The sequence below is a fragment of the Dietzia sp. NPDC055340 genome, assembly GCF_053645335.1.
Genome location: NZ_JBSHML010000018.1, coordinates 26,574 through 51,195 on the forward strand (window position 1 = coordinate 26,574; position 24,622 = coordinate 51,195).

The following is a 24,622-nucleotide window of genomic DNA, read 5'->3' on the forward strand; positions in this document are numbered from 1 at the left end:
TCGGTCATGGCGCCCCCACGCCTTCGCCCGCCTTCCGTGCGAGGTACCGCTGCTCGGGCAATGAGGTCGCCTCCGAGGCCGCTCGGCGGTAGAGCTCGCGCGACCGCGCGCGGTCCCCTGCCATGTCGTACAAGTACGCCTGCGCCGCGCTGCGCCTCGCCAGCGTCTCCGGCACCTCGGCCAGAGCGGCCAGCCCGGCGTGCGCGCCGTCGGCGTGCCCCACCGCCACCGACCGGTTCAACCGCGCGACTGGGTTCTCACGCAGGGCCAGCAGCTCGTCGTACCACTCCACGATCTGCACCCAGTCCGTCTCGGTGGTGGATGGGGCGTCGGCGTGCAGTGCGGCGATCGCCGCCTGTGCCTGGTACTCCCCCAGCTGATCGCGTGCGAGCGCCGCCTGCAGTATCGCGATGCCCTCGGCGATCGCGCCCTGATCCCACCGGCTCCGGTCCTGCTCGGCGAGGGGCACCAGCTCGCCGTGGTCGTCCGTCCGGGCCGCCCGGCGCGCGTGATGGAGCACCATGAGCGCCAACAATCCCCGAACCTCGGGGTGGTCGATCGACCTCGACAGCTGCCGCGCGAGGCGCAACGACTCGGCGGCCAGGTCCACCTCCCCGGTGTACCCCTCGTTGAACACCAGGTACAGAACCCGCAGCACGGTCGCCACGTCGCCGGGCCGGTCCAGCCGTCGGCCGGCGAGGGTGCGCTTGGCGCGGCTGATGCGCTGCGCCATGGTCGCCTCCGGCACCAGGAACGCACGGGCGATCTGGCGGGTGGTCAGTCCTCCCACCGCGCGCAGTGTCAGCGCGATGGCCGAGGGCACGGGCAACGACGGGTGGGCGCACAGGAAGTACAGCCACAGGGTGTCATCCATCGCTGGCCCCGTCGCCTCATCTGCACGCTCAACCTCGATCACCTCCTCGCGGCGCCGACGGGCGGCCTCCGACCGGGTCGCGTCGAGAAACCTGCGCCACGCCACCGTGATCAACCAGGCGCGGGGGTCGCGCGGCGGATCGACGGCCCAGGAGCGCAGCGCCTCGAGCAGTGCTTCCTGCACGGCGTCCTCGGCCGCCGCGAAATCCGCCCCGCGCCGGACGAGGACGCCGATCACCTGCGGGGTCAGCGCCCGCAGATCCGGATCATCCACGGGCTCAGCCCTCGACCTCCCCCATACCGGTGAGCAGTGGCCGCAACTCGAGCCATTCGCGGATCGGCTCCCCACCGGGCCCCGGGGCGGCGGACAACTCGCCGGCCAGTTCCACCGCACGCTCGTAGCCGGCCACGTCGATCACCATCCAGCCGGCGATGAGGTCCTTGGTCTCGGCGAAGGGACCGTCCGTCAGCGGCGGACGCCCCTCCCCGTCGAACCGCACCCATGTCCCCGACTCCGACAGCGCGTTGGCGTCCACGTACTCGCCGGACTCCTCCAACCGGGCAGCGAAGTCGTTCATGTACTGGATGTGCGCGGACACCTCCTCAGGCGTCCACTCGGCCATGGGTGGATAGGTGGGCTGCTCGGGGGCGGAACCCCGGTAGTGCTTGAGCATCAGGTACTTGGCCATGACGGTCCTCCTCGGGTCGTGCGACCCAGTGTGGTCGCTTCACCAGGGGGACGGAACCGCTATCGGGTTCTCGACACCACCAGGCGCGGCGCCGCCGTGTCGCACCGGATTCCGCCGTTTTGCCGGCCCGGGCGGGCGGCGCTCATTACCCTCCTCCCATGGGCCGAGGGGCGTCACTTCTGCGGATCGGGGTCGTCTACGTCATCGCCGTCGCCGCGGGACTCGCCTGGCTGACGTGGGGGCCGGACACCGGCCGGCTGTGGCTGGACGGCTTGATCGCCGACCTGATCGCCACGCTGGTGGTCTTCGCGGCCAGCCGGATCTACGGGAACTCGAGTTTCTACGACGCCTACTGGTCGGTCATTCCGCCGCTGCTGGCCTTCTACTGGTGGGTTGCCGCGGACGCAGGGGTGGACGACGCCCGCTGGTGGCTGATGATGACCGTACTGCTGGCGTGGGCGGTCCGCCTGACCGCGAACTGGATCCGCACCTTCCCCGGCATGCACCACGAGGACTGGCGGTACCCGATGGTCCGGGCGAGAGCCGGCCGCTTCGAGTTCGCCGCCGACCTGCTCGGCATCCACGTCTTCCCGACCCTGCAGGTCTTCGCGGGTCTCATCCCGGTCTATGTGGTCGCCACAAGGGCCGGCGAGCCGCTCGGGTGGCTCGACGTTGTCGCCTTCGTAGTGGGCGTGGCCGCGCTGGCCCTGGAGACGATCGCCGATCTGCAGATGCATCGGTTCCTCGCCACCCGCACGCCGGGCCAGGTGATGGACACCGGGGTGTGGTCGTGGTCCCGGCATCCCAATTACTTCGGCGAGTGCGGGATCTGGTTCTCGATGGCGTTGTTCGGCTTCGCGGCCCACCCCGGCTCGTGGTGGGTGTTCTCGGGCGTCGCCGCCATGGTGGCGATGTTCCTGGCGGTGAGTATCCCGATGATGGAGCGGCGAAGCCTCGAACGTCGTCCCGACTACGCCCGGGTCGTCGAGCGGGTGTCTCGGTTCGTTCCGCGCCCGCCCAGGAAGATGCCGGCAGAGAGGACTCCTGTGTAGGACCGATGCCGGTCGCCGGCGTCGGACGCAGATGCGAGAGTGGGGCCATGGCTAGCAAGGGGCAAAAGGAATCGGTGGAGGTCGACGGGCAGACCGTGCGCTTCACCCATCCCGACAAGGTGCTCTACGAGACCACCGGCACCACCAAGGCCGAGGTGCTGGAGTACTACCTGGCCGTCGCGCCGCTGCTCATGACATACGCCGGCCGCCGGCCGGTCACCCGCAAGCGCTGGCCCGATGGCACAGACGACAAGTCGTTCTTCGAGAAGAATCTCCCCCAGCACGCGCCCGACTGGGTACCGCGGGTCGCCATCGAGCATTCCTCGCGCACCGTTCGCTACCCGGTGCTCGACTCCCCCGCGACGCTGGCGTGGTTCGCGCAGCAGGCCTCCCTCGAACTGCACGTGCCGCAGTGGACCCTCGAGAACGCCGAGCCCGGGCGCACACGGCGCATCGTCATCGACCTGGACCCCGGCGAGGACGTGGATCTCGACACCACGGCGAAGGTGGCCCTGCGCGTCCGCGACCTCCTCTCCGAGGCCGGGCTGGACGCATTCCCCGTGACCAGCGGCTCCAAGGGCATCCACCTCTACGCCCGCCTGGACCGGGCGGTGACGTCCAAGAGCGCCGCCGCCGTGGCCAAGCAGATCGCGCAGTCATTGGAGAAGCAGACGCCCGACCTGGTCACCGCCACCATGAAGCGCTCGATCCGCTCGGGCAAGGTGTTCGTGGACTGGAGCCAGAACAGCGGCGCCAAGACCACCGTCGCTCCCTACTCCCTGCGAGGGCGCGCCGAACCCTGGGTCGCCGCGCCCCGCTCCTGGGAGGAACTCGGCGACGGCGGACTCGCGCACCTGCACTGGGACGACGTCCTCAAGCGGCTGGACTCCGACGGCGACCTCCTCGACGGGCTCGAGGGCTCAGGTTCCGGTTCCGGTTCGGCCAAGAAGAAGTCGGCCACTAAATCGGCCGCGAAGAAGACCCCGGCAAAGAAGGCTGGATCCGAAGGCGGGAAGTCCTCGGCCGGTTCGGCATCGCGGGCCAAGAAATCGAGGGGCGGCAAGAAGAGCTCGTCGTCGTCGTCCGATGACGAGGACCCCGAGCCCGCCGACACCAGCTCGACCGACGTCGAGGGCTGCGACGCCGAGCCCGCCAGCGAGGACGCCGTGGTCACGAGCCTGGCCGAGTACCGGCGCAAGCGGGATCGCCGGAACACGCCGGAGCCGTTCGAGGGTGAGGTCGAGACCGATCGCTCAGGAGACGACGGACCGATCTTCGTCATCCAGGAGCACCACGCCCGCCGCCTGCACTACGACCTGCGGCTCGAACATCACGGGGTGCTGGCGTCGTGGGCCGTGCCCAAGAACCTGCCGACCGAGCCCAAGGACCGGCGGCTGGCGGTGAACACCGAGGACCACCCGCTCGGCTACGAGACGTTCGAGGGCACCATCCCCAAGGGCGAGTACGGCGCCGGCCACATGACCATCTGGGATCAGGGCTGGTACGAGTGCGAAAAGTGGCGCTCCGACGAGATCATCGTGTGGCTGCACGGCGACAAGGTCTCCGGCCGATACGTGCTCGTGCGCACCAGCGCGGAGAAGAACCAGTGGATCGTGCAATACATGAAGGACCAGTCGCCCGACTCCTTCTACGGGGGGCGCGACAACCCCAAGTCGTCGTATCCCGAGGGCGACAAGCGGGCACGAGGGTCGGGCAGGGGGGCCGCCCGGCGCTCGGGCGGCGGATCGTCCGGCGACTCGGGCAGCGGGTCCGGCGGCGCCGACCGAACCGACGCTCCCCCGCTGCCGATGATCCCCACCGCCGCCACGGTGACCGAGCTGCCCGGCGAGAAGTGGGCGTTCGAGGGCAAGTGGGACGGCTACCGCGTGACGGTGGCGACGAACGGCGAGCAGGCCCGCATGGTCAGCCGCAACGGCAACGTTATGGACTGGCTCACCGACGGTTTCCCCGGTCTCGCGCAGGCGCTGGGCCGGCCGGCGGTGCTCGACGGCGAGCTCGTGGTGCTCGACTCCGCCGGCGTCCCGGACTTCACGGCGCTGGCCAAACAGGCAGGGGCCGAGGGGACGGATGCCTCGATCGCACCGGTGCATCTGTTCGTCTTCGATGTACTGGAGCTCGATCGCGTGGACCTACGCTCGCAGCCATGGTCGCGGCGGCGGGAGGTACTGGATCTTCTCACGCCCCCACTGGCCGAGGTCCCGCGCGTGCAGGTGCCGGGAGTGCTGGACGGACCCGGCGATCGTGCCCTCGCGGAGGCGGAGGAGTTCGGCTGGGAGGGCATCGTCGCCAAGCGTCGCGACTCCCGGTACGAGTCGGGGCGGCGGTCGCGAGCCTGGCTCAAACAGAAGCTGCTCACCACCACCGACGCCGTGGTGGGCGGGTGGCGGCCGGGCAAGGGCGGCCTCTCCGGCGGGCTCGGCTCGCTGCTCCTCGGGCTGCCCACGGAGACCGGCCTGACCTACATCGGCCGGGTGGGCACCGGCTTCACCGACCGGCAGCGGCGGGCGATGCTCGACGAACTCGAACCGCTGCGGCGCAAGTCCAGTCCGTTCGTCGGGCAATTGCCCTCCGACGCGCGCCGCGACGCGATCTGGGTGTTGCCCAGGCTCGTCGTGGAGGTCCGCCATCAGGGTTTTACGGACGACGGCCACATGCGCCAGCCCGCCTGGCGCGACATCCGCCGCGACAAGCTGCCCGGGGATCTGTAAACACGCGTCCGTACCCGAGTCGAGTGCGACCCCGCTGCCCTGCGGTGCCCTGGAGAGGCTGTTCAGGGCACCGCAGGTCACGGCGGTTCAGTCACGCACGCGCCACCGCGCGGCCGTGCCACGAGGGCTGCCATCACGGCCGCGGCCACCGACGTCCTGGGCCCACTTCCCGCCCGGAGCCCCACCCGAGCCCCGCCCGGATCAGGCGTGAAGTATGTCCGCTGACATGGGGCGCCCTGCACGGCGTCTGCAGAGCACCCCAGGTCAGGCGCGCCGGTCGTGGTCGGGCGGACTCAGGGAGCGATCCCGGCGAGCCGCTTCTCGTCGATCGTGCGGTCGAACACGAACGCATAGAGCAGTCCGGCCACCACGGCGGTGTAGGGCCAGATGAAGTAGACGATCACGGCCATGGAGATCGGAATGCCCCAGAGCTTGGTGTCGCTGCTGTAGGACAGGATCGACCACGCCACGAGACCGGCCAGGACCGCGCAGTACCCGACGATCCCGATCGTGGACTGCCTCTCCCAGGTGCCGTCGGAACGCAACGAACCCTTGAGCATCAGGACCACCGCGAACAGCGGCACGGTGAGGAACACCATCTGCCACACATCGATGAGCATGCCGACCAGCGCGAACGCGCTGACCGCGGCGAAGGCGTGGATCAACATGTCCGCGCGCTTGTGGTCGGGCTCGGGGGCCAGGGCGGCGTCGAGAACGGGCTCAGACATGGTCGTTCCTTTCGGTGGATACGGCGGAGACACGAGCAGCCGCGCCATCGCTCGACGTGGTCGGCCCGCCGTAGAGATGGGCCAGCGTGGCATCGGGGTGGCGGTTGGAGGTCATGAGCGAGACCACATAGAACAGCAGGATCGACACGAGCAGCGAGATGCCGCCGACCTGCATGTACGCGGGCATCGTGATGACCTCTCGTGCGGCCAGGGAACTGATCACGAGATTGCCGACGATCGCGAAGATCACGGTGACGGTCGCGGCGGTGGCCGTGGCGCGATGCCAGTAGATCGACATCACCACGGGCCCGACGATCGCTGCGGCGAAGGCGGCCCACCCCAACGCGCCGAGCAGGAACACCACCTGGGAAAGGAACAGGGTGAGCAGCACGGACAGGACGACCAGGACCAGGCTCGAGATGCGGCTCCACAGCAGTTCGCGGACCACCTTGATACCGAACGCGGAGGGCAGGTCACGCATCATCGAGGACGCGCCGATGGTGATGAAGCTCGAGGCCGAGGACATGATCGCGGCCAGCAGCCCGGTCAGCGCGATGCCGCCGACGATCGGGTGGGTGACCGAATCGAGGAACCAAATGGCGGTGTCGTCGATGTTCGCCAGCTCGGGGGCGTCCCCGGTCACCACCATGGACCGGGTGGCCAGGCCGATCCCGACCGAGAACAGGGTCGTGACGCCGTACGCGATGCCGGCCACCGCCGCGCCCCACTTGAGCTGGGTCATGTCGCGCAGCATGAGGAACTTGGTGAGCAGCTGCGGCTGTCCCACGGCGCCGACGAAGATCAGCAGCCCGAAGGCGAAGATGTAGGTCGGCGACTTGACGCCGTCGATCGACAGGAGTTCGGCGCTGGCCGAGGAGATGGTGTCGAGCATGGGGACCCATCCGCCGGCCATCTGGATGGCGAAGAAGAACAGCCCCACGGACATGACCACCATCAGCACGCCCTGCACGAGGTCGGTCCACACGGCCGCGAGCATGCCGCCGGCCATCGTGTACGCGGCCACGACGAGGGAGCCGATCCACGCGCTGGTCGCGACCGAGGTGCCGAGCAGCAGCGAGATGATCACTCCGATCGAGGTGACCTGTGCCGTCATGTAGGCCACAGCCGCCACGAACACCGCGACGGACATGGTGGCGTGCGAGGTCTTGTCCTGGAAGCGCACGCGGATGAGGTCGGGCACCGAGTAGACGCTGTGCTTCTTGCCGATCCAGTTAAGTCGGCTGCCCAGCAGGAACCAGGCCACGGCGAAGCCGAACGGCGCGAAGAGTCCCACGGCGATGAGGGCCTGGAAGCCCCACGCGTAGGTCTGGCCGGTGCCGCCGACCATGCCCCAGCCGGACTGGATGGAGGAGAAGCTCGCGATGGCCATCACGAAGAAGCCGAGGGACTGCCCGGCCACCAGGAACTCCTTCGCCGACTTCATCTTGGTGTTGGCCCACGCGCCGATGGCGAACATCAGCACGAAGTAGGCCAGCACCACGCCTATGACTACGGGATTGTTCATTGCAGATCCTTTGAGAAGAAGACAGTCTTTGAGAAGGAGTCAGTTTTCGGGAAAATGGAGGGTTCAGCGCCCGTGATCCGAGCGCAGCTGCGCCCGGCGGATCTTGCCGGTGTTGGTGGTGGGCAGCTCGTCCAGGAAGACGACCTCCCGCGGATATTGGTAGAAGGCCAGGCGCTCCTTGACGAAGGCCTGGATCTCGGCGGCCAACTCGTCGGAGCCGGTGACACCGTCAGCGGCGACGATGTACGCGACGATCGCCTCTCCCCGTAGCTCGTCCGGCACGCCGATCACCGCGACCATCTCGACGGACGGGTGCCGCAGGATCTGGTCCTCGATCTCGCCGGGGCCCACCCGATAGCCGGCGGTCGAGATCAGGTCGTCGTTGCGGCCCGAGAACCAGTAGTTCCCGTGGTCGTCGACCGTCGCCAGGTCACCGGTGTGCAGCACGTCGTCGGCGGTCTTCTCCGCCGTCTTGTCGGGGGCGTTCCAGTAGCGCAGGAAGGCGTTGGGGCTGGGGAGTCGCACGCAGATCTCGCCCACCGCCCCGGGGCCGACAGGGTGACCGATCTCGTCGAGCAGCACCAGGTCGAACCCGGGTGTGGGACGGCCCATAGAGCCGGGCGGGGTGTCGAATCGGGCGTGGCAGGTGCCCACGATGAGGTTGCATTCGGTCTGCCCGTAGATCTCGTTGACCCGCACACCGAGGGACTCGCGTGCCCATTCGGCCACGGCCTCGCCCAGTGCCTCGCCGCCCGAGAACGCGGCCCGTAGTCCGGTGTGGGAGTAGTCCACGTCGGAGGCACGCATCATCTTGAGAATGGTCGGGGGCAGGAACGAGCAGGTCACACCGTGTCGCCGGAGGGCGTGCTCGACGGTCTCGGGGCTCGGTCGACGATCGGAGGCCACCACGGGGACGCCGCTGTAGAGGCTGGGCAGCAGCACGTCGAGGAGGCCGCCGGCCCAGGCCCAGTCGGCGGGGGTCCAGAACACGTCGCCGGTCTCACCGGTCGCGGCGGGCCGGGGGAAGCCGTCGAGCGCGCGCACCACCCCGGGCATGTGACCCAGCACCACGCGATGACCGTGGAGGGCGCCCTTGGGCTGGCCGGTGGTCCCGGAGGTGTAGATGAGCAGCGCGGGGTCGTCGGGACCGGTGCCGGGAACGACGACGGCGACGTCGGCCGAATCCGTGACCGACAGCGGGAGCACGGTGAGCGCATCTTCCCCCGGTCTCGCTGGGGCCTCCGGCTCGGCCCCGGTGACGAGGACGAGGCGCAGCTCGGGCAGCCCGGCGAGCTCGTCGGCGAGACGCTCGTGGCAGTCCGCGTCGAACACGGCGGCGACCGCGCCCGAGTCGCCCATGCGGAACAGGGCCGCCTCCGGGCCGAACTTCACCGACAGCGGCACCGCGATGGCGCCCATCAGATATGCGGCCATGTGGGCCACGGCGGTCTCGGCGGACTGTGCGCACATCACCGCGATGCGGTCGCCCTCACCGACCCCGTGGTCGCGCAGGAAGGTGATGAGCCGGCGGGCACGGGCGCCGAGGTCGCCGAAGGTCGTGATCTCCGGTGGGGCGTCGCCGCGGTCCACCACGATCGCGGGGGATTCCGGCGGATGCGCGTCAGTGCACGCGGCACCGATGTTGAATCGCTCCGGGATCTCCCAGTGGAAGCCGTCGGGCTCGAGGGGCGGGCGCCAGGGAACCGCCCGCCGATCTGTGACCTCACTCACGTTGTTCTGCATGCCCTGACCGTAGGAGTGGTCTGATTCACATACAATGGAGATTCCCCCTAGCCTTGGAGCCCTTCGATGTATGAATCCCTATCCCTGGATATGACAGACGGCGTCGCACTGATCACGCTCAACCGTCCGCCGGTCAACGCCCTGTCCCGTGCGATGCAGGAAGAACTGCGTGCAGTCGCTTCGGAGGTCTCGGGGCGCGACGACGTGGAGGCCGTGGTCCTCACCGGTAGCGATCGCGTCTTCGCGGCCGGCGCGGACATCAAGGAGATGCGCGACATGTCGTATGCGCAGATGGTCTCCGAGGCCCGCGACCTGCAGTCGGCGTTCACCGCCGTGGCCGCGATCCCCCAGCCCACCGTCGCCGCGATAACCGGCGCGGCCCTGGGCGGCGGCATGGAGCTCGCCCTCTGCTGCGATCGCCGGATCGCCGAGTCAAAGGCCAAGCTCGGACAGCCCGAGATCCTGCTCGGCATCATCCCCGGCGCCGGCGGCACCCAGCGACTGGCACGGCTCGTCGGTCCGGCCGTGGCCAAGGACCTGTGCCTGACCGGCCGCACCCTCACCGCTGCCGAGGCCCTCGAACTCCGCGCCGTCGAGGAGGTCGTCCCCGACGGGCAGTCCACCGCCCGCGCTCTCGAGTGGGCCCGGCAGTTCGTGGGCGGCCCCCGCATCGCACTCCGGGCGGTCAAGGAAGCCGTCGACCGCGGCATCGAGGTGGACCTGGACACCGGGCTGAGCATCGAGCGCGCCCTGTTCGCGGCCCTGTTCGCCACCGAGGACCGCCAGATCGGCATGCAGTCGTTCATCGACAACGGTCCCGGCAAGGCCGGGTTCACCGGCCGCTGACCGTGTCCGCCGACCTCACCCGCGGGCTCCGCGATGTCCTGGACGCGGCCGCCGAACTGGCCTCCGCCCAGGACGAGGACGCGGTCCTGCACATCGCCATCCGCAGGGCCCGCCAGCTCGTGGGGACCGATCTCGCCTACGTCATGCTGCTCGACCCCGAGCGAGGCGACACGTACATGCGGATGGCCGAGGGCGCCACCAGCCCCAAGTTCGACACCATCCGGCTCGGCATGGGACTCGGACTGGGCGGTCAGGTGGCCGAAGCCATGGCCCCGCGCTGGACCCGCAACTACCTGGCAGACGAGCAGTACACGCACGTCATCGACCCGATCATCATCGACGAGGGCGTTCTGGCGATCCTCGGCGTCCCCGTCCGTACCCACGGCCGCCTCACCGGGATGCTGTTCACCTCGGACCGCTCCGAACGGGACTTCGCGCAGGACGAGATCACCCTGCTCGCGCTGCTCGCCGACCAGATCTCCGCCGCACTCACCGCCGCCGAACGCGCATCACGGCGCCGCCGGGAACTCGACGAGACCCGCGACGCCCTGGACGCCGAACGCGCCCGCACCGCGACCCTCGCCTCCACCGTCGAGACCCATCAGCGACTCACCGAGCTGGTGGTGGGCGGGGCCACGGTGCCCGAGATCGTGGACCTGCTCGTGGACATCGAAGGCGGCACCGCAGCCGTGTACGACCTCGCCCACCGGGAGCTGGGCTCCGCCCGGTCCACCGAGGGGCCGCCGGTCGACCTGCTCCTGCGGGTCCTGCACGAGGTCACGACGGACCAGGAGCGACCGGCCGGACTCATCTCCCGGCGTGTGGACGGCCACGTCGTCGTCGTCACCCCGATCGTCACCGGCCCCGACCACCTCGGCTACGTCACGTTCGGCAGCCGCGGCGGCGCCCCGACGGCCGGCGTCGCACTGGTCCGGGTCGCGTCCGTGATCGCCCTGTTCCTCCTCGGCCACCAGGCGCGCGACGAGGCCGACAACCGCGTGCGGGGCGAGCTGCTCGCCGAGCTCCTCTCTCCCGGCGAGCACGACCTCGAGTCCCTCAGCCGGCGCGCCGACCTGCTCGGGGTGAATGTGGACTCGGACCTCGTCGCGATGGTCATCACCCCGCCAGAATCCCGCATGACGCGTGCCCTGCAGACCGAATGTCGCGCACTCGCCCGCACCGCCGGCGGGCTGGTCACCACCTATGGCGACCGGGCCGTGATGCTCCTTCCCGGATCGGACGCCGGCGCCACCGCGCGGGACGCGGCCGGCCGCCTGTCATCCCACCGCGCCACGGTCGGCGCCTCCGGTCCCATCGCCGGCCTGCCCGGACTCGACGGGGCCGACGGCGGAGGCGGAGTCGTCGACCACGTGGAACGAGCCCGGCGGGCCGCCCGGCTGCTCATCGCCCTGGACCGCGAAGGCGACGGCGCGGCGACCGAGGAGCTGGGGCTGTACGGCCTGCTGTTCAGCGAGGTCGACCGCGAATTCGTGGGCCGATTCATCGAGAGTCACCTGGGACCCGTCCGCGCCAGTGACCGCGCGCGCGGCACCGCCCTACTCGAGACGTTGCAGGCGTGGTTCGCAGCCGAGGGCAGCCCGTCGGCCACCGCCGCGCGACTGTTCGTGCACGTCAACACGGTGTATCAACGGCTCGAGCGACTCGACGCCGTCCTGGGCCCGGGCTGGCGGCGGGGCGACCGCGCGCTCGAACTACGCCTCGCGTTGCGCATGTCCGAGCTCCGCGGGGCCTGAGCAGCTCCCGCCCAGGCCTACGAGCGCACCACGTCGTAGATCATCTTCTGGATCCCGTTCCCGTAAGCCTCGTGCTCGACCAGCGCCAGCGACTGCGCGTCCCTGTCGGCCGCACTGAACAGGCGCTTGCCGGCGCCGAGGAGCAGGGGGAAGACCAGCAGGTGGTAGCGGTCCACCAGCCCGGCGTCGGCGAGCGCGTGCCCGAGCGTCCCGCTGCCCTGCACCAGGATCGGGCCGCCCTCGGTCTCCTTGAGAAGAGCCACCTCCTCCACCGACCGGAGGATGGCGATCGGCCCCCAGTCGTCCACCAGATCCTCATTGCGCAGCGTCTCCGACACCACGTACTTGGGCAGTTCGTTGTAGCGGGCGAAGTCGTCGGTCATCGTGGGCCAGATCGGCGCGAACGCCTCATAGCTCCGGCGGCCCAGCAGCAGCGCCGCAGCCTCCTCCTGCTCCCGCCCCTTGAGTTCGTATGCGGCCGGGTCGAACGCCACGTTCCGGTACGTCCACCCCGCGTTGCGGTATCCCTCTTCTCCACCCGGGGCCTCCATCACGCCGTCGAGCGAGACGAATGCCGTGATGATCAGGGTCCTCATGGGCGTCCTCCTGCCAGCACAGTTTCCTCCAGGCGCGCGTAGCTGATCTCCATGCCGTCGGTCATGCCGGTGCCCAGGATCGCGTCGCGCTGTTCGCGGCTGTCGTAGGTCACCACGAGCGAGATCAGCGTGCCACCGTCGACGGGGGTGAGCGTCTGCTCGTTGCGGGTGGGCGGGCCGTCGACGCCCTCCATCGTCTCCAGGAACACCTCGCGATGCGGTGGGTCGGTCTCCAGCAGCTCGCCGACCAGGGCGAACCCCTGGCCTTCCGTGCCGTTGGTCGGCGCGTACGCGTAGCGGTGCCGGTCCCCCGGCTTCGTGCTCGTGACACATTCGGTGAACTCCCAGCCTTCGGGCCCGTAGCACCACTGCCGCAGCAGTTCCGGATCGTGGTGGGCGGCCCACACCTGCTCCGGGGTCCCGCGCACGACCCGGCTGATCCGGACCGTGGTGTCGGACAGCAGTTGGGCGCTCGTGGCGCGGTCGGCGGCGAAGCTCCGCAGGTCGGCGAGCACGTCGTCGATCTGCCCCATGGCGGAGGTCATGCCCTCCTCCATGCCCATCTCGAGGAGTTGCTCGAGTTCGGGCAGGCTGTTGAAGTGGGTGGTCGTGGTGAGGCGCGAGCCGCCGTCCGTCTCGGCGAACTCGAAGACCATACGCATGGACGGCATGTCGGTGTTGGGCTCGCCGTCGTCGCGGGTGAAGCCGTCGAGGACCTCGAACGAGCGTCCCTCCGCGACCGCCAGGAACTCCCAGTAGCCGCCGGAGCGGTCACCGTCGGGGCCGGTCATGTAGTACTCGGACAGACCGCCGGGCGCGAGGTCGTGGCGGACGAACGTCGCGGGCCACGTGGGTGGCCCCCAGAACTTCTCGAGTTGGCGCGGGTCGGCGTAGGCGTCCCAGAGACGCCGGAGCGGAACGGTGAAATCGGCGACGACGACGAGGGTCAGCGCCTCCGGGTCCTTGGCTACTGAGGTGATGGGCATTGTGAGCCTCCAGGGATGAGATCGGCCTGCGTGGTGGGACGTGGCGGGCCAGTACCTTTCGCGGTCCTCCTTCCTCGGTTTCCGACCAGGGTCGTTCAGTCTTCGGCCAGGAACGCATCGAGGCGGTCGATACGGCCGCGCCACAGCTGTTCATAGCTGGTGAGCAGGCCCTGTGCGGTGCGGATGGTCTCGGGATTGCCGCGGATCCGGCGTTCTCGGCCGATGCGGTTGTTGCTGATCAACCCGGCCTCCTCGAGGACGTTGACGTGCTTACGGACCGCCGCGAACGACATCGCGTACCGCTCGGCGAGTTCGGAGACGGACGCCTCCTCGACGAGCGTGCGCCGGACGATGTCGCGGCGCGTGGCATCAGCCAGCGCTCGGAAGATCCGGTCGACGTCGGCATCGCTGAAGTCCGTCTCGTACGGTTGATGTAGAACCATTTGGTATCACGCTAGGCCGAACACGCCCGCCCGTCAATAGCTGACGCCGCGGAATCCTCCCGGGCCCGGCCCTTGACCTGGACTGCCCTGAAAGGGTGGTTCAGGGCACTGCAGGTCAACGCGCCGGGGCGGTCCCGAGTGCCACCCCGCCCCGCACCTGTCGCATCCCGATTCCGCCGGCCCCGACAATCCCGCCGGTCAACAATGTCGTAACTCGAACATACAGTCGATCACATGACGACCAACCACCCCTTCACCACCCAGAAGTCGGCCCCTTCGACCGAGGCGCTCACCACGCAGTTCGAGCAGAGATTCGAGCCGCCGCCGGGATTCACCACGACCACAGCCCCCGCCACCGAGGTGCTCGTCCCGGACGCTTTCAGCCGATGGGACCCCGGACAGCAACGCGGGTATCTCGCCCAACGAGTGATCAACGCCGCCGAGGGCGGCACCGTCGTCTACGCCTATGCCTGCGTTCGCAGGGCCACCGAGCACGACGAGCAGCGCGACCCGCTGGACACGGCCGCCACCATGGTGGGCGCGTCGATGGCCTTGTCGCGCCGCGGCGCATTCCGCCTCGTCGCCACAGCGGTGGAATTGATCGAGCGGCTCCCGCGAACCGCGGCACTGCTGACGACCGGATGGATCGGGGTCCACGCAGCCCACGCCATCGCCGAGGAGACCGCACTGGTCGAGGACACGCTGATCCCTGAACTCGACCGGCGCATCTGCGAGGGCCTCGCACCGACCAGGCGACGAACGCACCCGCCCAGAATCGGACCTCTCCGCAAGATGCTCAGCAAGCATGTCGCGGCCTGCGACCCCGTGGGTGCCGATGCGCGCGCACAGCAGACGCGACGTGATCAGAACGTGAGGATGACGCCCATATCGGGCGACCTCGCCCGGATCACCGCGACCCTCACCGCAGTGGACGCCATCGAGATCGCCGACCGCATCGAGGCGCTGGTACGCACCGTCCCCGCGGACGATTCCCGGACCAGCGGGCAACTCCGAGCCGCCGGCCTACTCGCCCTGAGTCGCGGCTGGACCTGTCTGCCGGAGCCCGACGGCAGCCACCCCACCGATCCGGCCGCGCAAGAGGCGGCTCGGCGGGTGATCATCCATTCCTATGACGACGGAGATCCCGACTTCCGCGGGCTGTTCCTGACGGGATACGGTCCGGTCACCGGCTACACCGCCGATGAGTTGCAGCGCATGGCGAGACGAAGGCTCGACGCGCTGGACACTCTCGCCGACCCGGACAGCGAGGGCGCGCGCCGGTACTCCCCCTCGGAGGCACTGTCCCACTTCTGCCGGGGCCGCGACGGCACTTGCGTATTTCCCGGATGCCAGACCCCGGCGGACAAGACCGACCTCGATCACATCATCCCGTTCGACCATGACGAACCCGGCCGTGGCGGTCACACGACAAGCGACGATCTCGGCTGTCTCTGCCGCACGCATCATCGCCTCAAGACCGAAGGCCTATGGGCGTACTACCGGAACACCGAAGGGGTCTACGTGTGGATCCACGGGCCGAACCATCCCGACCGGGACCCCGGGACGCGGATCATGAGCGTCCCCAACGGGCCGCTCGCGCAGTTCGCCGCACCGCGGCACCCCGAGCGCAGTTGTCTACAACAGGAGTCGGCGGAGGCCGGCCGGACCGGCGACGGCATAGCCGGGGCAGGACGCCGGCCGCACAGGCGGCAGCGCCGGCACACCGAACGGCGGTACCTGCGGGCGCAGGCCGAGCAGCGGCTCCGGCCGACGGGCGGATCCGCCGAGCAGCCGCCGGGGCAGCAGGGGCGGTCGGCAGCCTAGGCCGCGCCGCCGGGTGTCAGTTCAGGCCCGCGTACGAGTGCAGACCGGAGACCACGATGTTGATGAAGAACAGGTTGAACACCAGCACCACGAATCCGGCGATGTTGATCCACGCCGCCTTCTTCGGGCCCCAGCCGGAGGTGGCGCGAGCGTGCAGGTAGCCGGCGTACAACACCCACGAGATGAACGACACCGTCTCCTTGGGGTCCCAGCCCCAGAACCGGCCCCACGCGCTCTCGGCCCACACCGCGCCCAGCAGGATGCCCACGCCGAAGACGGGGAAGCCGATCACGGTGACGCGGTAGGCCAGCCGGTCGAGGGTCTCCGCCGCCGGCAGGGGGCGGGCCAACCCGGCAGCCCAGCCGTTCTCCTGGCCCTGCGGCTGCCACACGCGGATGAGGTACATGATCGACACGACACCCGGGACGAGCAGGATCCCCGCACCCAGCGAGATGATCGACACATGGATCGGCAGCCAGTACGAGCGCAGCGCCGGCACCACGGGTGCGGCCTCGGAGTACAGGTGCGTCCCGCCGAAGAACATGAGCACCAGCACCGGGAGCAGCAGGTACGGCCATGCCGTCTGCATCGCGGGCTTGCGCAGGAACACCAGCCCGGCGCCCACCCCGAGAATCGACGTGCCGAGGATGAACTCGTACATGTTGCCGAGCGGGAACCGGTCGGTTGCGAGTCCTCGCAGGATCAGCGACGCCACCGAGAAGACGAATCCTATGGTGATGAACAGCTGCGCGATCCGGGCCCAGCGCCGGTTCCCGGCGGCGGCCCGCTCATCGTCGGCGATTCCGGTGGAGCTGAGCGAGGTGGACTCGGTGAGCCCGGTGCCGCCGGCCGCTACGAGCTCCTTCTCCGAGACCTTGGCTACGCGGAACCCCCCGTAGTAGACCAGCGATGCGATCAGCGCCAGTACGTAGATGCCGAACGCCGTCCGGAACGCCAGATCCGAGTACGTGGACAGGGTCTCGTTGACAGGCAGCCCCTGAGCGAGAATCAAGGTATTCACCGGGTGTCGTCCTTCCGCACGGTGTCGTCGGCATCGCCGCGACTGGTTGAAGTGTGTCCCGGCTCCGCCGGATCAGGCAAGCCGTCACCGGGCAACACGGGTGTGACAGTGGATTCAGCGACCAGCCGGTCCCGGAGTGCATCGAATTCCGAGCCCCAGCCCGATCGGTCCGTCCGGGCCAGGCCCCCCAGGTCGACGCGGGTGACGTTGTCGTCGTCGATACTCACCCGGGCCCAGATTCGCCGGCGCCGCACCATCAGGCTCAACACCAGGCCGCCCATCATGACCGCGGCGAACACTCCCACCCAGATCTGTGTGGGGTCCTCGGAGACCTGGATGTTGATGAACTCCTCGGCGCCGTCGAACCGGACCTCGGTGCCGTCGGCGAGCGTCGTGGACTCGCCCGGCCGCAGGTTGACGCGCGCCTCGCGGTTGAGCAATCCCGACTCGATGAGGTCCGGCTCCAGCGAGAAGATCGACTGCGGGCGGCCGGTGTCCAGGCCGGCGTCGCCGCGGTAGACGTCGATCGCCACCGCCGGGTCGTCCATGCGCGGGAAGCGGGAGCTGAGCAGGGTGCCGTCGAACTGCGCGGTCGGCGCGAACAGGCCCTGCACGGCGATCTGCTGCCCACGCCGCTCGACCAGGTCCGGGTACATGCCGGCCGGCGGATCGAAGCGCATGATTCCCGAGGACAGGAACGTCTGCAGCTCCGTCGGCTGCCAGTGCTGGGTGTCGGTGCGGGTCTCGCCGTTGGGGAACGTCACCGTGAACGTGGGCGCGAAGCCGTGTCCCTGCAGGTAGACGCGGGTCGAGCCGATGCGCAGCGGGTGGTTGACCGCCATCTCGTAGTGTTCCCACGTGTCCGGGGAGGTGGTGGCCACGTCCTCGGTGAAGCGCACGTTCGAGGTGAACATCTCGGCCTGGCCGTTGGACAGGTAGTCGGCGCGGAAGTCCTCGATCTTGATGCAGAACTGCTCGAGGTCTGTGCCGTCGACGAGCAGGCCGGCGCGGAACGAATCGTACGCGCTCGGCGTGGTGTTGCAGAACGCCGGCGACTCCTCGTTGGCGATGAGTACCCGCATGCCCTCGGCGTACACGAACTTGCCAGCCGCGAACATGATCAGCAGGGCGAGCAGGGCGAAGTGGAAGACGATGTTGCCGACCTCGCGCGTGTAACCGCGCTCGGAGGACAGCTCGATGGTGCCGGGGACGCGGCCGTCGCCGTCGTTGCGTCGCACCCGCCAGCCACGCAGCGCGCGCTGCACCTGGCCCGCCGCCTCCTCCGGCGTGGCGGTGGTGCGGTACGCGGCGTGGTGCGGCAGCCGACCGAGATTGCGGGGCGTGAGCGGTGGCGGCGTGCGCAGCTGCTTGACCAGGTCGATACAGCGCGGCGTCAGGCAGCCGACCAGCGAGACGAACAGCAGGACGTAGATGGCGGTGAACCACCAGCTGCCGAACACGTCGAACAGCTGCAGTTTGTCGTAGAGCTCGCCGATCCAGCCGTTCTCTTCGATGTACTCGACGACATTGCCCTCGTTGAGGCTGCGCTGCGGCAGGAGTGCGCCGGGGATGGCGGCCACCGCCAGCAGGAACAACAGGATGAGGGCCGTGCGCATCGCCGTGAGGGTGCGCCATGCGTTACGGAAGAAGGCTGTGACGGCGGCTGTTCTGGGCATGGGGTCCATCTGCGTGTCGCGGTGCGTCGAGGCTGCTGCGGCTGGGTGCGCCACAGCCGGTTCGACGCCGGTCGGTCCCAGGCTAGTCGGGGGAACCTGAGCGAAACCTGGCAGGGTACAGCCGGTGACCCCGACTATGACGGGGGTCTCCCGAGGCGGAGATCGACGCGCGGCGAGGGGCCGGTATCGGCGCCCGAGAACCTCTTCGGGGCACCCCGCCTGCGGGCGCTCCGGGGAATGGTCTATTGTTCTTTCTCGCAAGGACACGGGCGCTCACGGGCCCGAGGTCCCATGCGGATGTGGCGCAGCTGGTAGCGCATCACCTTGCCAAGGTGAGGGTCGCGGGTTCGAATCCCGTCATCCGCTCAGAATGTGATGTCCCGGATCGTCGTTCACCGATGGTCCGGGACATCACTCATTTGTGGGCTTCGCAGGTTCGCGCGCGCAGGCTAGATGGGCAGCGTGGTGTCCGAGATGGCGAAGTCGCGCAGCCAGTCGATGAACAGCGCCCATGCGCCGGTCAGCAGCAGCAGGCCCACGACGATCAACATCACTCCGCCGAACACCTGGATGCCGCGGGTGTGCTTCTGCAGCCAGCCGACGGTGCGCATCGCCCAGGTGGAGCCGAAGGCCACCACGACGAACGGCAGGCCGAGCCCGAGGCAGTAGGCCACGATCAGCAGCACGCCGCGGGCGGCGTCGACTCCGGTCCCGGCGGCCACGGACAGCGCGGCGGCCAGGGTCGGTCCGAGGCACGGGGTCCATCCGAGCGCGAACACGGCGCCGAGCAAGGGGGCGCCGAGCCACGTCGACAGCGACCTGGGCTGCATCCGGGTATCACGCTGCAGTGTGGGGACCAGCCCGATGAAGACCAGTCCCATGAGGATGGTCACCACGCCGCCGAGGCGCTGCAGCAGTTCCTGCTGCGGTGCGAGGTACTGCACGGTTCCCAGCACCATGGCGCTGAGCAGGACGAACACCACGGTGAAACCGCCCACGAACAGCAACGACGCCCCCACGACGCGGGCTCGCGACGCCTTCCGGGTTCGGCGTTCCTCCACGGTCAGTGTCGCGTTGGCCGCGCGTTGCCGTTCCGCGGCAGCCGCGGTGGCCGGCGGCCGCTCGGCGCCCACGACGCTGGCCAGGTACGCCAGGTAGCCGGGCACGAGTGGAACCACGCAGGGCGAGGCGAACGAGACGAGCCCGGCGAGCACGCAGGCTCCCAGCGCCAGCAGGATCGGCCCGCCGGCGACCGTCTGCTGGAACGTCTCCCCCACGCTCTGGGCGAGCACGATCACGTCCGGACTCACGCCGGCTCGACCTCCTCGGCCAGGAGCCGCTCGATGGCGCTGTTGAGCTTGTCGTCGGTGATCTCGACCAGGTACACGGCGGCCACGCGGTGCTGCTTGTCGAGCAGAATTGTGGTGGGCACGACCGAGGTGGGGAATCCGCGCAGCGCGGCGACGGCGGCGTTGCTGGGGTCCCAGATCGACGGGTAGGTGACTCCGTTGTCCGACACGAAGTCGACGGGCTTCTGCCGGTTGGGGTCCCGCAGATTGATGCCGAACACCGTCGCGCCCCGGGCGCCGAACTCGTCCTGGATGCGTTGCAGGTCGTCGACCTCGGCCCGGCACGGGCCACACCACTGGCCCCAGGTGTTGAGCACCACGACCTCCCCGGCGTGGTCCTGCTGCAGGTTGAGCGTGGTGTCCGGGTCGAGCAGGTCCGGGCCGGCGATCTCGGCGACGGGCTTACGCTCGGCCGGCGGGTCGTAGAGGATCTCGAGCTTGCCGTCGGGGCTGACGAACTCGAAGGTCTCAGGACCGGCCACCACGGCGTCGTCCCCGGTGGCGCAGCCACTGGTGACCAGCACACCTGTCAGCATCAACGCACCGAGCGCGGTTCGGGTCTTACGCATGGTTTCCGTTCAGGCTCCGGTCTGGGACGGGTCGGACGCACCCGCCGGCTCCGAGTAGACGATGTCGCGCAGTGTGGTGCCCTCGAACACCAACGAGGTGATGGACGCCAGCGAACACTGCCGCTTGCGCGGATCGTGCCACAGTCGGCGGCCCTCGAGAAAACGACGGGTGGTGTAGACGGGCAGCTGGTGACTGACCAGGACCGCCTCGTGTCCGCGCGCCACGTCGAGGGCCGAGTACACGGCCCCGATCATCCGGTGCGCGATCTGCAGGTACGGCTCGCCCCACGACGGCTGCATCGGGTTCAACAGGATCGGCCAGTACTGGGGGTCACGTAGCGCCCCGCCGCGCCCGCCGACCTTGTTTCCCTCGAACCGGTTGTCCGCCTCGATGATGTCCTCGTCGATCCCCACCGGAAGCCCGAGCCGCTCGGCGAGCGGGGCCGCGGTCTCCTGCGCGCGCTGCAGCGGCGAGGCGACGATCGAGACGATGTCGTGCCCGGAACCGAGCACCCGCCCCACGGTCTCCGCCTGGCTCCGGCCCAGCTCGGACAGCCGGAAGCCGGGTAGCCGCCCGTACAGGACGCCGTCAGGGTTGTGTACCTCACCGTGGCGCACGAGGTGGACGATCGTCTGTGTCTCGGGACCACGGGCCGAGGCGTCACGTGAGGTCGACGACGACGAGCGCGGCTCACCCGGCGCGGCGATCGTCCCCGGCTCGGCGCCATAGGCCTCGGATCCCTCGGCCTCGGTCGACACGTGGGCGTCACCGGCGTCGGCCGCGGCACCGGGCCCGGCCAGCGACGGCGGCGCGTCGGCGGGGGCGGGGTGATCACCCCGCAGGGGGATCGGCAGTGACGTGGGGCCCGTCGCCGGGACTGCGAACCTCGCGCGCAGGCCTCGCTTGTTCCCGCTCATCGGGCGTTGTCCGGGGCGGTGGCGGCGGCTGCTGCCTCGGCGGCGACCGGCAGCGCATCGGCAATGTGCTGGAAGTCGTCGTCGGTGAGCGCGGTGGAGACGAACCAGGTCTCGAACGCGCTCGGCGGCGCGTAGATCCCACGATCGAGGAGGGTGTTGAAGAACGGTGCGTACCGGAACGACTCGGCGGCCTTGGCGCCGGCGTAGTCGGTGACCTGGTCCTCGGTGAAAAAGGTGCTGAGCATGGTGCCGGCACGCTGGATGGTGTGGGCCACGCCCGCCGCGTGCAGCGCATTGCTGATCAGCGCCTCGAGCCGGTCGGCGTTGGTCTGCAGCGTGTAGTAGCAGGAGTGGTCGGCCAGACGCAGTGAGGTGAGGCCGGCGGCCACTGCGACGGGGTTTCCGGACAGGGTCCCGGCCTGGTAGACGGGCCCGGCCGGGGCGAGGGCCGCCATGACGTCGGCGCGACCACCGAAGGCGGCCGCGGGCAGGCCTCCGGACATGACCTTTCCGAAGGTGGTCAGGTCGCCGGCCACGCCGTCGATCCCCCACCAGCCGCGGTCACCGGCACGGAAGCCGGTCATGACCTCATCCATGATGAGCAGCGCGCCGCCTGCCGAGCAGAGGCTGCGCAGTTCCTCGTTGAACCCGGGCAGTGGCGGGACCGTGCCCATGTTGCCGGCGGCGGCCTCGGTGATCACGCAGGCGATCTGGTCGCCGTGGTTGGCGAACGCCAGGCGCACCGCGTCGACGTCGTTGTACGGCAGCACGATCGTGTCGTGGGCGCTGGCCCCGGTGACGCCGGGCGAGTCCGGCAGGGAGAACGTGGCCACCCCGGAGCCGGCGTCGGCGAGCAGCGCGTCGACGTGGCCGTGGTAGCAGCCGGAGAACTTGATGACCTTGGCCCGGCCGGTGAAGCCGCGGGCCAGGCGTACCGCGCTCATGGTGGCCTCGGTGCCCGAGTTGACCAGTCGCACCTCCTCCACGGACGTGCGGGCGATGATCTCGCGCGCCAGATCGACCTCACCCTCGGTGGGGGTCCCGAAGCTGAGGCCGCGGGAGGCCGCGGACCGGACGGCGCCGACGATCTCCGGGTGGGCGTGGCCGTGGATCATCGGCCCCCACGAGCACACGAGATCGATATAGCTGTTGCCGTCGACGTCCGTCATGCGAGAACCCCGCGCTTCACGCATGAAACGCGGGGTTCCGCCGACGGAGTTGAAGGCGCGGACCGGGGAGTTGACCCCACCGGGGATCAGCTCTCGGGCCTCCGCGAAGAGCTCGGCCGATCGCGTGGTGCCTGACAGGCCGGTCGGGGTCGGGAGGGCATCACTCGGGTTCGTCACCCCTCCAGTGTCTCAGAGACGCCCGACGAGCTCTCCCCCGCGGTGCGTGGCCTGCGGCTATGCCGGCGGCGCCGGCGGGGTGAACAGCGACTTGGCCGCCGCGTCGATCTGACCGGCCACGTCCTGCAGCGCCTTCTGCGCCTGCGCGTGCACCTCCTGCGGGGTGGGCAGCGGGGCCGGAGCGGGGATCACCGGCGCGGGGGCCGCGTTCACCGGTGCGGCCTCGACGGATCCGGTGACCGGCGCGGTCGCGGCGTCGCGGTGCGTGCCGTACCAGTCGTCGGCGCCCTCGACCGGGGCCCCCATGCCCTCCTGGGCGGCGGAGGCGCGGTCGGCCGCGTCCCACTTGGGCAGCGGGTCCGGCGACGGCTTGCCCGGCACGTGGCCGGGGGTGGCCTGTCCGGTCTCGAGGAACTCCATGACGATCCGGTCGACGGCCTCGTTACCGGTCCGGAACACGGCGTGGTCGCCGCCCCCGACGGTCACCAGCGTGCCGCCCATGGCGTCGGCGACGCGGTGGGCCCCGGCGATCGGGGTCACGGCGTCGTCCTCGGAGTGCAGGACGAGAGGCTTCACGTCCAGCTCGTCTCCGCTGGGGTCGATCGTGCGGGCGACGGGATCCCAGCCCACACAGTCGTCGCCGGCGGCCTCGACCGCGGCGCGCGTCGCGAGTCGGCTGCCTCCGGTGGCCTTGTCGATCTTGGCCGCCGTCACCCCCAGCTGGTCGGCCGGGGCGGCCGTCTCGTTGCAGGTGATGATCGCGTTCATCTCGATGTCGGTGCGGTAGACCGGCGAGCGGTTCTCCTGCGCCGCGAGCATGAGGCCGACGGTCTCGTAGTCGACCCGGGCGATCTGGCCGCCGTCGTTGTAGTACTTCAGGATGTGGGCCAGCATCGGCCACGCCTGCTCGTTGTAGGTGGCGCCCACGGTGGCGTCGTAGAGACCGGTGGTGGCGTTGTTGGTCAGGCCCTGCAGCGCGGCTGCGCGGGCGAAGCCCTCGACGCGGGCGCGGCCCGGCGCGGTCGTGTTGACCACGTCGATGGCCGGCTGCTCGAGCACCGTTCCGCGCAGCTCGACCGGCAGGTCACGGGTCTCGGCCGGCGGGGGCGTCAGGTTGGCGGGGCCGCCCACCTCCTGGTCGGTCACCCACTTCCAGGAGTGGAACACCTTCAGGGGGGTGTCACCGAGCCCGTAGTACTCGTCCCGCTCGGCGATCCACCCGAAGATGTCGTTGATCCGCTTCTCCTGCGCGAACGCGCCCTGCTGCGCCTGCTCGGACCAGCGCCAGTCGGGGTGGGTGTTGGAGTCGAGCACCATCTTCCCGGTGTGCTCGGGGAACAGCGTCGCGTAGTCGGTGCCGATCGCGGTGCCGTAGGACACGCCCAGGTAGTCGATCTCGGCGAGCTCGAGCGCCTCGCGCACCGCATTGGTGTCGCGCGCGGCGTTCTCGGTGGTCATGGACTTCATGTACGCCGGGTCGGTGCCGAAGCACGCGTCGTGCAGCGGGTTGGCGGAGTTCGGGCCGACGTACTCGACCTCACAGACCATCGGGTTGGAGCCGAACATGCCGCGGGGCTGGACCGCCACCAGGTCGTGGTTCTCGTACAGCCCGGCCGGCGCGGAGCCGTCCAGCGGCGGGTTCCAGAAGTTGAGCGCGTAGTTTCCCGGCCCGCCCGGGTTGCCGAACACGGTGGACCTGGCCTGTCCCGAGGAGGCCTTGATCCGGGTCAGCGCGACCTTGGTTGTGGCGCCGGCCGGGTCGCCGTAGTCGACGGGCACCTCGACGGTCCCGCACTCCATCCCGGCGGGGAGGTATTCGGACTCCACGCCGAGCATCTCAGTACATTCCTGCCACTCCACCGGGGCGGCTGCGGCCACTCCCGATCCCAGCAGTGCGATCGCTCCCACGACCGCGGTGGTGCCAACGAAAGTGCTAGATGGCTGCACCGATCCCC

At 69.7% G+C, this 24,622-nt stretch carries 20 protein-coding genes and 1 tRNA gene; 6 read left to right on the plus strand and 15 right to left on the minus strand.

Annotated elements, in window-relative coordinates; genetic code table 11:
* Positions 1 to 4: 4 nt before the first annotated feature.
* Together ACWIFB_RS13440 and ACWIFB_RS13445 are read right to left on the minus strand one after the other, a co-directional pair.
* A complete protein-coding gene (locus ACWIFB_RS13440; RefSeq protein ID WP_454058517.1) occupies positions 5 to 1,147 on the minus strand; it encodes an RNA polymerase sigma factor in 1,143 nt (380 codons plus the stop codon).
* A gap of 4 nt (positions 1,148 to 1,151) precedes the next feature.
* Positions 1,152 to 1,562, minus strand: a complete 411-nt coding sequence (locus ACWIFB_RS13445; RefSeq protein ID WP_452098433.1) for a YciI family protein — start codon at positions 1,560 to 1,562, stop codon at positions 1,152 to 1,154.
* A gap of 158 nt (positions 1,563 to 1,720) precedes the next feature.
* Here ACWIFB_RS13445 and ACWIFB_RS13450 point away from each other — a divergent pair, with 158 nt between their 5' ends.
* Both ACWIFB_RS13450 and ACWIFB_RS13455 read left to right on the plus strand, forming a co-directional pair.
* On the plus strand, positions 1,721 to 2,614 hold the full coding sequence (locus tag ACWIFB_RS13450; protein ID WP_454058518.1) for a DUF1295 domain-containing protein: 894 nt from the start codon (positions 1,721 to 1,723) through the stop codon (positions 2,612 to 2,614).
* A gap of 47 nt (positions 2,615 to 2,661) precedes the next feature.
* On the plus strand, positions 2,662 to 5,343 hold the full coding sequence (locus tag ACWIFB_RS13455) for an ATP-dependent DNA ligase (protein ID WP_454058519.1): 2,682 nt from the start codon (positions 2,662 to 2,664) through the stop codon (positions 5,341 to 5,343).
* A gap of 293 nt (positions 5,344 to 5,636) precedes the next feature.
* Here ACWIFB_RS13455 and ACWIFB_RS13460 read toward each other — a convergent pair whose 3' ends face one another.
* The 3 genes from ACWIFB_RS13460 to ACWIFB_RS13470 all read right to left on the minus strand — a co-directional run bounded on the left by ACWIFB_RS13460 (position 5,637) and on the right by ACWIFB_RS13470 (position 9,339).
* Positions 5,637 to 6,071, minus strand: a complete 435-nt coding sequence (locus ACWIFB_RS13460; RefSeq protein WP_454058520.1) for a hypothetical protein — start codon at positions 6,069 to 6,071, stop codon at positions 5,637 to 5,639.
* Positions 6,064 to 7,596: a sodium:solute symporter family transporter gene (locus ACWIFB_RS13465; protein ID WP_454058521.1), complete on the minus strand. Its 1,533-nt coding sequence runs from the start codon at positions 7,594 to 7,596 to the stop codon at positions 6,064 to 6,066. The genes ACWIFB_RS13460 and ACWIFB_RS13465 overlap by 8 nt, the downstream gene beginning before the upstream one ends.
* A gap of 63 nt (positions 7,597 to 7,659) precedes the next feature.
* Positions 7,660 to 9,339, minus strand: a complete 1,680-nt coding sequence (locus ACWIFB_RS13470; RefSeq protein WP_454058522.1) for an AMP-binding protein — start codon at positions 9,337 to 9,339, stop codon at positions 7,660 to 7,662.
* Between the two features lie 66 nt (positions 9,340 to 9,405).
* On the opposite strand from ACWIFB_RS13470, the gene ACWIFB_RS13475 reads away from it, so the two are divergent.
* Both ACWIFB_RS13475 and ACWIFB_RS13480 read left to right on the plus strand, forming a co-directional pair.
* Positions 9,406 to 10,185 carry an enoyl-CoA hydratase/isomerase family protein gene (locus tag ACWIFB_RS13475; RefSeq protein WP_452098427.1) on the plus strand — a complete coding sequence of 260 codons (780 nt, stop codon included), beginning with the start codon at positions 9,406 to 9,408 and terminating at the stop codon, positions 10,183 to 10,185.
* A 2-nt stretch (positions 10,186 to 10,187) separates the two neighbouring features.
* A complete protein-coding gene (locus ACWIFB_RS13480; RefSeq protein ID WP_454058523.1) occupies positions 10,188 to 11,939 on the plus strand; it encodes a helix-turn-helix domain-containing protein in 1,752 nt (583 codons plus the stop codon).
* A 17-nt stretch (positions 11,940 to 11,956) separates the two neighbouring features.
* Here ACWIFB_RS13480 and ACWIFB_RS13485 read toward each other — a convergent pair whose 3' ends face one another.
* From ACWIFB_RS13485 to ACWIFB_RS13495, 3 genes are all read right to left on the minus strand, one after another.
* Positions 11,957 to 12,535: a dihydrofolate reductase family protein gene (locus tag ACWIFB_RS13485; protein ID WP_452098425.1), complete on the minus strand. Its 579-nt coding sequence runs from the start codon at positions 12,533 to 12,535 to the stop codon at positions 11,957 to 11,959.
* Positions 12,532 to 13,521: an SRPBCC family protein gene (locus ACWIFB_RS13490; RefSeq protein WP_454058524.1), complete on the minus strand. Its 990-nt coding sequence runs from the start codon at positions 13,519 to 13,521 to the stop codon at positions 12,532 to 12,534. Before ACWIFB_RS13490 ends, ACWIFB_RS13485 begins: the two co-directional genes overlap by 4 nt.
* Positions 13,522 to 13,616: 95 nt before the next feature.
* The gene (locus ACWIFB_RS13495; protein ID WP_452098423.1) at positions 13,617 to 13,964 is read right to left on the minus strand and encodes an ArsR/SmtB family transcription factor; all 348 of its coding nucleotides are present in this window, start codon (positions 13,962 to 13,964) and stop codon (positions 13,617 to 13,619) included.
* Positions 13,965 to 14,198: 234 nt separating this feature from the next.
* On the opposite strand from ACWIFB_RS13495, the gene ACWIFB_RS13500 reads away from it, so the two are divergent.
* The gene (locus tag ACWIFB_RS13500; RefSeq protein ID WP_454058525.1) at positions 14,199 to 15,788 is read left to right on the plus strand and encodes a DUF222 domain-containing protein; all 1,590 of its coding nucleotides are present in this window, start codon (positions 14,199 to 14,201) and stop codon (positions 15,786 to 15,788) included.
* Between the two features lie 16 nt (positions 15,789 to 15,804).
* On the opposite strand, the gene ccsB is transcribed toward ACWIFB_RS13500, so the two are convergent.
* A complete protein-coding gene (gene ccsB, locus ACWIFB_RS13505; RefSeq protein ID WP_454058526.1) occupies positions 15,805 to 16,809 on the minus strand; it encodes a c-type cytochrome biogenesis protein CcsB in 1,005 nt (334 codons plus the stop codon).
* The gene (gene resB / locus ACWIFB_RS13510; RefSeq protein WP_452098420.1) at positions 16,806 to 18,485 is read right to left on the minus strand and encodes a cytochrome c biogenesis protein ResB; all 1,680 of its coding nucleotides are present in this window, start codon (positions 18,483 to 18,485) and stop codon (positions 16,806 to 16,808) included. Before resB ends, ccsB begins: the two co-directional genes overlap by 4 nt.
* Before the next feature lie 293 nt (positions 18,486 to 18,778).
* Between resB and ACWIFB_RS13515 the strand changes: the two genes are divergently transcribed.
* Positions 18,779 to 18,851: transfer RNA gene (locus ACWIFB_RS13515), tRNA-Gly, on the plus strand.
* Positions 18,852 to 18,934: 83 nt separating this feature from the next.
* Here the strand turns inward: ACWIFB_RS13515 and ACWIFB_RS13520 are convergent.
* From ACWIFB_RS13520 to ACWIFB_RS13540, 5 genes are all read right to left on the minus strand, one after another.
* A complete protein-coding gene (locus ACWIFB_RS13520; RefSeq protein WP_454058527.1) occupies positions 18,935 to 19,795 on the minus strand; it encodes a cytochrome c biogenesis CcdA family protein in 861 nt (286 codons plus the stop codon).
* The gene (locus ACWIFB_RS13525; protein WP_344995079.1) at positions 19,792 to 20,403 is read right to left on the minus strand and encodes a TlpA family protein disulfide reductase; all 612 of its coding nucleotides are present in this window, start codon (positions 20,401 to 20,403) and stop codon (positions 19,792 to 19,794) included. Before ACWIFB_RS13525 ends, ACWIFB_RS13520 begins: the two co-directional genes overlap by 4 nt.
* A 9-nt stretch (positions 20,404 to 20,412) precedes the next feature.
* Positions 20,413 to 21,321, minus strand: a complete 909-nt coding sequence (locus tag ACWIFB_RS13530; RefSeq protein ID WP_454058528.1) for a histidine phosphatase family protein — start codon at positions 21,319 to 21,321, stop codon at positions 20,413 to 20,415.
* Positions 21,318 to 22,628, minus strand: a complete 1,311-nt coding sequence (gene hemL / locus ACWIFB_RS13535) for a glutamate-1-semialdehyde 2,1-aminomutase (protein WP_454058545.1) — start codon at positions 22,626 to 22,628, stop codon at positions 21,318 to 21,320. Before hemL ends, ACWIFB_RS13530 begins: the two co-directional genes overlap by 4 nt.
* A gap of 96 nt (positions 22,629 to 22,724) precedes the next feature.
* Positions 22,725 to 24,575: an alpha/beta fold hydrolase gene (locus tag ACWIFB_RS13540; protein ID WP_454058529.1), complete on the minus strand. Its 1,851-nt coding sequence runs from the start codon at positions 24,573 to 24,575 to the stop codon at positions 22,725 to 22,727.
* Positions 24,576 to 24,622: the final 47 nt, after the last annotated feature.

Excerpts from the sequence above, each read along its gene's own strand:
- ACWIFB_RS13445 (WP_452098433.1), bottom strand. The coding sequence starts at position 1,562 with ATGGCCAAGTACCTGATGCTCAAGCACTACCGGGGTTCCGCCCCCGAG.
- ACWIFB_RS13450 (WP_454058518.1), top strand. The coding sequence starts at position 1,721 with ATGGGCCGAGGGGCGTCACTTCTGCGGATCGGGGTCGTCTACGTCATC.
- ACWIFB_RS13455 (WP_454058519.1), top strand. The coding sequence starts at position 2,662 with ATGGCTAGCAAGGGGCAAAAGGAATCGGTGGAGGTCGACGGGCAGACC.
- ACWIFB_RS13460 (WP_454058520.1), bottom strand. The coding sequence starts at position 6,071 with ATGTCTGAGCCCGTTCTCGACGCCGCCCTGGCCCCCGAGCCCGACCAC.
- ACWIFB_RS13465 (WP_454058521.1), bottom strand. The coding sequence starts at position 7,596 with ATGAACAATCCCGTAGTCATAGGCGTGGTGCTGGCCTACTTCGTGCTG.
- ACWIFB_RS13470 (WP_454058522.1), bottom strand. The coding sequence starts at position 9,339 with ATGCAGAACAACGTGAGTGAGGTCACAGATCGGCGGGCGGTTCCCTGG.
- ACWIFB_RS13475 (WP_452098427.1), top strand. The coding sequence starts at position 9,406 with ATGTATGAATCCCTATCCCTGGATATGACAGACGGCGTCGCACTGATC.
- ACWIFB_RS13485 (WP_452098425.1), bottom strand. The coding sequence starts at position 12,535 with ATGAGGACCCTGATCATCACGGCATTCGTCTCGCTCGACGGCGTGATG.
- ACWIFB_RS13490 (WP_454058524.1), bottom strand. The coding sequence starts at position 13,521 with ATGCCCATCACCTCAGTAGCCAAGGACCCGGAGGCGCTGACCCTCGTC.
- ACWIFB_RS13495 (WP_452098423.1), bottom strand. The coding sequence starts at position 13,964 with ATGGTTCTACATCAACCGTACGAGACGGACTTCAGCGATGCCGACGTC.
- ACWIFB_RS13500 (WP_454058525.1), top strand. The coding sequence starts at position 14,199 with ATGACGACCAACCACCCCTTCACCACCCAGAAGTCGGCCCCTTCGACC.
- resB (WP_452098420.1), bottom strand. The coding sequence starts at position 18,485 with ATGCCCAGAACAGCCGCCGTCACAGCCTTCTTCCGTAACGCATGGCGC.
- ACWIFB_RS13525 (WP_344995079.1), bottom strand. The coding sequence starts at position 20,403 with ATGCGTAAGACCCGAACCGCGCTCGGTGCGTTGATGCTGACAGGTGTG.
- ACWIFB_RS13530 (WP_454058528.1), bottom strand. The coding sequence starts at position 21,321 with ATGAGCGGGAACAAGCGAGGCCTGCGCGCGAGGTTCGCAGTCCCGGCG.